Raw genomic sequence first — 3,967 nt, forward strand, 5'->3', positions numbered from 1 at the left:
CGTAACATGTGACGGAGCAGTATTCGCCATGACATACTCTGCACATTCCAATGCGGCGCCCTTCACATAGTCGCCATTGTAATAGAGCATTTGGTTGGCAAGATGACGCCCAGTAAGGAACTCGGATACAGTAAATTCGGGAATACGGGAGTTGATAAAGAGCCAGCTCTTGTAACTGCTGATATCGTCAAGCCTTAGGCTCCCAAGACCACCAGTTCCTTCCGTTGCGCGAATCCAGCACGGGAAACCAATCTGTTTCTCAACATCCTCGAAGCGAGGATTTTATTGAGTGACCTTGATGGTCTTAGGAATAAAATCAGTGCCTTCAAGGAGCTCCGCCATGATACTTTTGTCTCGTAAGCTTTCAGACAACAACTTACAGCCCATAAACACAGGAACCGGGAACTTTCCGTGGTCTTCGTAATACTGTCCCCATTCCACAATTTCAGCTTCCGGCTGAACAAATGCGTAATCAACATTATTTTCAGCAGCAATCCGTTATAACGCGGCGGTTTGAATGAGACAATTTATCGCCTTAAATGAGACAAAAATTAAAAGGACGTAACGCTTTGTTACATCCTTTTTTATTACTGATGTTTATTGTTTAAGCATTTTGAACCCATCGGGTTCCATCATGAGTATATGTTACCGGCCCTGATGCTGTTATTTCGCATTTTTTAGGAGGGTCAGGGTTTATGCCGCCGGACACAGAGTAGATACAGATCATTCCGAACGCAGGAACGATGTCGCCATTGTCATCGATAGTCTTGTTGATTAAAACATCTTCGGTGTGTCCGCCTTGATTTACCTTAAACTCCTGATGATATTGCACAGCACCACTGCCTGATTTCATCCATTCTTGCGTAGTAGCTGGATAAACGCCCCCATCGAACGAATGACCTTGATACAGCTCTTTTGATTCAGTTGTATACCGAATCACGCTCGGGTCAAATTGCTTATTTTCACGAATTTCGAAAGATATTGCATTGTCTTTTTTTTCAATTTTAGCAAAACCATAATCGCCTAATGGGATATGTAAGCGGTCGGGCGTGGGCAAATGGCCGACTTCGCCGGGTTGTTTGTTGAACGATGGATTTTGAAGTTCATTCAGAAACTCCGGGGTCACAATGTCACCAGTTTTAAAGGTCTTTGTATTCATGTTGAACTCCTTTTCAAAAGGGCTTTAAGTTGAGTAAAATTTGATGCTTGGGGCATGCGTGCCAGCAAAGCAATACTTGTTTGCTTCCCACCAGGAGAAAACAACTGCAGGCGGGTCGTATTGCGGACTTGGTTCATACCATTCAGTCGAGGTCAGCATTAGATTCTGTGCGCTCGCAAGGCTAGAACACACGCAGTTGGTGTGGTTCACATCGCCGCGAGTCGTCACGATAAATCCATACTGTCTGCCTGATTCCATCGTTATGGGCGTATCAAGTACGATATGCTGCCTATAACTGCCGTCCGATTCTTGGGTCGTTGTCCAGGACGTTGCATAAGACGGCGGCTGGGCAAGCACCTGTTGCGGGGTCACGCTCGGATCATGACCAAGGAAGTCAAACGTCCGGAATGTCGTCGCCACGACTTCGTTCGTCTTATAAACGCTTGCCGCATCGGGCTGGTCCGTCCACACATCAAACGCCGTAATGACCTTGCCCGACACGCCAGGAACAACGACGAAAAGGCTTTGATTCTTGGAATCAGGCACTGAGAGGCGACCGGAGTTATCACCGGAAGCGCTAAGGCCTATGCCACAGTCTTCGTATGGGGTCAATGCATCGCCCGGGGCTGTGTAAGAGTTGGTGAACGAAACTGTCGATGTCGTGCCTGCAATAACGTTGCCAGGATTACCCGTAATGGACACTTGAGCATAGCCTGCAGCTGTATCGGCAGATGTAATGTCTTCGACGATTGTCAGGCTTACGCCCGCCGGAAGGTTGCCAAGAGTCACGCTGTCGCCATCCTTGAGATACCCATTGTAATAGGCATCGGGATTGGCAATCGGCGTTCCGTCGACAGTATAGTTCACCGGATAGCCGAAAATTACGATGACATGAAACGTTCTCGCCGGGTCAAAGCCTTGACCAGTAACATTCATTTCAAGCGTGAGCGCTCCTGTAGCAGGAGCAACAGCCCGACGGATAGAGTTAATTCCATGATGGGTGAAAATCATAGATAACTCCTTATGCCGAAGGCGTTGCAGGGGCAACAAATTCAGCCATAGTCCAGCAAGAACCCACACAAGTAATTTGGTAAGTTTTGCCAGCCGTAAGCGTATTGCCTGCATCTGCACTGTAGTTCAGGGCCGTCCATGCCGGTACTGCTTGACTATTTGGACGTGTTTCGATAGTTACCGTACAATCAACAGATGGCGTCACTTCAACGACGAAATTAGCGGCCTCTCGACCACCTGTTGCATAGGATTCAAGTTCAGAGCGAATTGTAAGTGTCGCTGAAGCAACATCCGTCAAAATAGTATGCTTGTTATTGGTTACAGTTACCGAGTTTACTCCAGTTGCAGAAACATTTGAAGCTCTGAATAATGGAGAATACTTCAGATAGATGTGACCGACAACTCCGGGTCCATCAGGCATCCAAGTAAGTGGGTCATTGTTTAGATTCAAAGTCTCTAGACTACCACGAACTAAATTAGGCCTATCGTCATATTTAAAAAGCTCTTTGACAACTGGGGCTTGCCACTGATCTTCACTCGACAAACCAAATCGGCTAATTTTAACATCGGGATTAACCGCTTCAAACGAAGCAAACCAAAAGATATGTCCTGTTACGACTTCTGGGTCTGTAGGATCAGTGACATCAGCATACTCGGTCATTACATAAATCAAATCCGATCTTTTCCCGAATATGATTTTACCAGCATTGTACGCAGCAAGAGTATCGGCATACGATGTAACACCATATTCTACGATAAATACTTCTTGAACGCCGGTACCCGCAGGGCCCTGCGGTCCCGTTGCACCAGTATCACCCTTGTCGCCTTTATCGCCCTTATCACCTTTTGCTCCGGCAGCTCCTGCGGCACCATCAGCACCTTTGAGCGATGCAAGCCATTGGGCTTCGGTTCCTTCGAAGCCGTTATCGACGGCTACTTCATAGGCAGATTTGCCGTTGGCCCCGTCTTGACCAGCCAAATCTTCCAAAGCAACATTACCGTTGCCTAAATTGGGAATCGCCACGGGAACAACGGCGTTAGCCTCGATTGCTTCGGCTAACGTTAATGATTCCAGTTCGGATGTTTTCTTGTCCAGGATTTCTTCGGCCATGGTTATTTCTCCAGTAAAAGTTGATTTCCGTTTTCAAGTAGCAACGCCCCGCCGTTTTCAAGTAACAAACGGCCTGCCGGAGGTGCTTGGAAAGACCATCTAATTTTGGTAAATGGGATTTTTTGAGCTTCCAAAGTTCGAATCAGCAACGAACAGGATGACTTCTGTCGGTCGCAAAAGACCGTCCAGGTGTATTGATCATCTTCGTCATATATCGGGAACCCGGCACGCGAAAGTCCTGCCCGGAACATCCTAGGCGGTTTTACGATTGTAATTGTAAAGCCGATTGATGCCGCAAGTGCCTTATAATGGCGTTCCGCAATGCCTGATTCCCGGTTGATTTCTGCCAAAAGGACTTGATGGCGGTATTCGATGGATCCCGTGTGGCTCAGATTATACAGATTTTCCCAGCGTTCAAGCGTTGCAGTAGCCGTGCTTGGGAAGATTTCAGGATAAGCGGCATCGGTATATTCCAATGCTCTGTCAAGTTCCTTGGCAACAGCGTATTCCTCCGCATCCATCTTGAGCGGGTAAAGCTGAGAAAGAGCCTTGTAGTGTGGGCTGTCAAACGGGTTAATCGCCATCTTCTACCGCCAAAGTTCCTAGAATGAACTGTTCTGTCTTATCATCGGGTTTCATGGCCGTCGATTGGGTCTGATATTCGCCGCCGTTTTTAGAGACCTGAA

The 3,967-nt window shown here is 47.4% G+C and carries 5 protein-coding genes; all 5 read right to left on the bottom strand.

The features are described from left to right. Positions 1-282 precede the first annotated feature (282 nt). The 5 genes from IKG78_RS18300 to IKG78_RS18320 all read right to left on the bottom strand — a co-directional run bounded on the left by IKG78_RS18300 (position 283) and on the right by IKG78_RS18320 (position 3,865). Entirely contained in the window at positions 283-441 is a 159-nt protein-coding gene (locus IKG78_RS18300; RefSeq protein ID WP_290946170.1) for a hypothetical protein, read from the bottom strand. Positions 442-604: 163 nt separating this feature from the next. Continuing rightward, complete coding sequence (locus IKG78_RS18305; RefSeq protein ID WP_290946172.1) at positions 605-1,159, bottom strand: hypothetical protein; 555 nt, start codon at positions 1,157-1,159, stop codon at positions 605-607. Between the two features lie 24 nt (positions 1,160-1,183). Further along, positions 1,184-2,170 (bottom strand): DUF5979 domain-containing protein, encoded by a 987-nt coding sequence (locus IKG78_RS18310; protein ID WP_290946174.1) that lies wholly within the window; start codon positions 2,168-2,170, stop codon positions 1,184-1,186. A gap of 10 nt (positions 2,171-2,180) precedes the next feature. Further along, positions 2,181-3,281 carry a hypothetical protein gene (locus tag IKG78_RS18315; protein WP_290946175.1) on the bottom strand — a complete coding sequence of 367 codons (1,101 nt, stop codon included), beginning with the start codon at positions 3,279-3,281 and terminating at the stop codon, positions 2,181-2,183. 2 nt (positions 3,282-3,283) lie between these two features. Next, positions 3,284-3,865 (bottom strand): putative phage tail protein, encoded by a 582-nt coding sequence (locus IKG78_RS18320; protein WP_290946177.1) that lies wholly within the window; start codon positions 3,863-3,865, stop codon positions 3,284-3,286. Between the last annotated feature and the right edge of the window lie 102 nt (positions 3,866-3,967).

The organism is Fibrobacter sp. (assembly GCF_017545445.1).
GTDB lineage: Bacteria > Fibrobacterota > Fibrobacteria > Fibrobacterales > Fibrobacteraceae > Fibrobacter.

What these genes read in the sequence shown, in the direction of transcription:
- IKG78_RS18305 (WP_290946172.1), bottom strand. Translation starts at nt 1,159, where the DNA reads ATGAATACAAAGACCTTTAAAACTGGTGACATTGTGACCCCGGAGTTT.
- IKG78_RS18310 (WP_290946174.1), bottom strand. Translation starts at nt 2,170, where the DNA reads ATGATTTTCACCCATCATGGAATTAACTCTATCCGTCGGGCTGTTGCT.
- IKG78_RS18315 (WP_290946175.1), bottom strand. Translation starts at nt 3,281, where the DNA reads ATGGCCGAAGAAATCCTGGACAAGAAAACATCCGAACTGGAATCATTA.
- IKG78_RS18320 (WP_290946177.1), bottom strand. Translation starts at nt 3,865, where the DNA reads ATGGCGATTAACCCGTTTGACAGCCCACACTACAAGGCTCTTTCTCAG.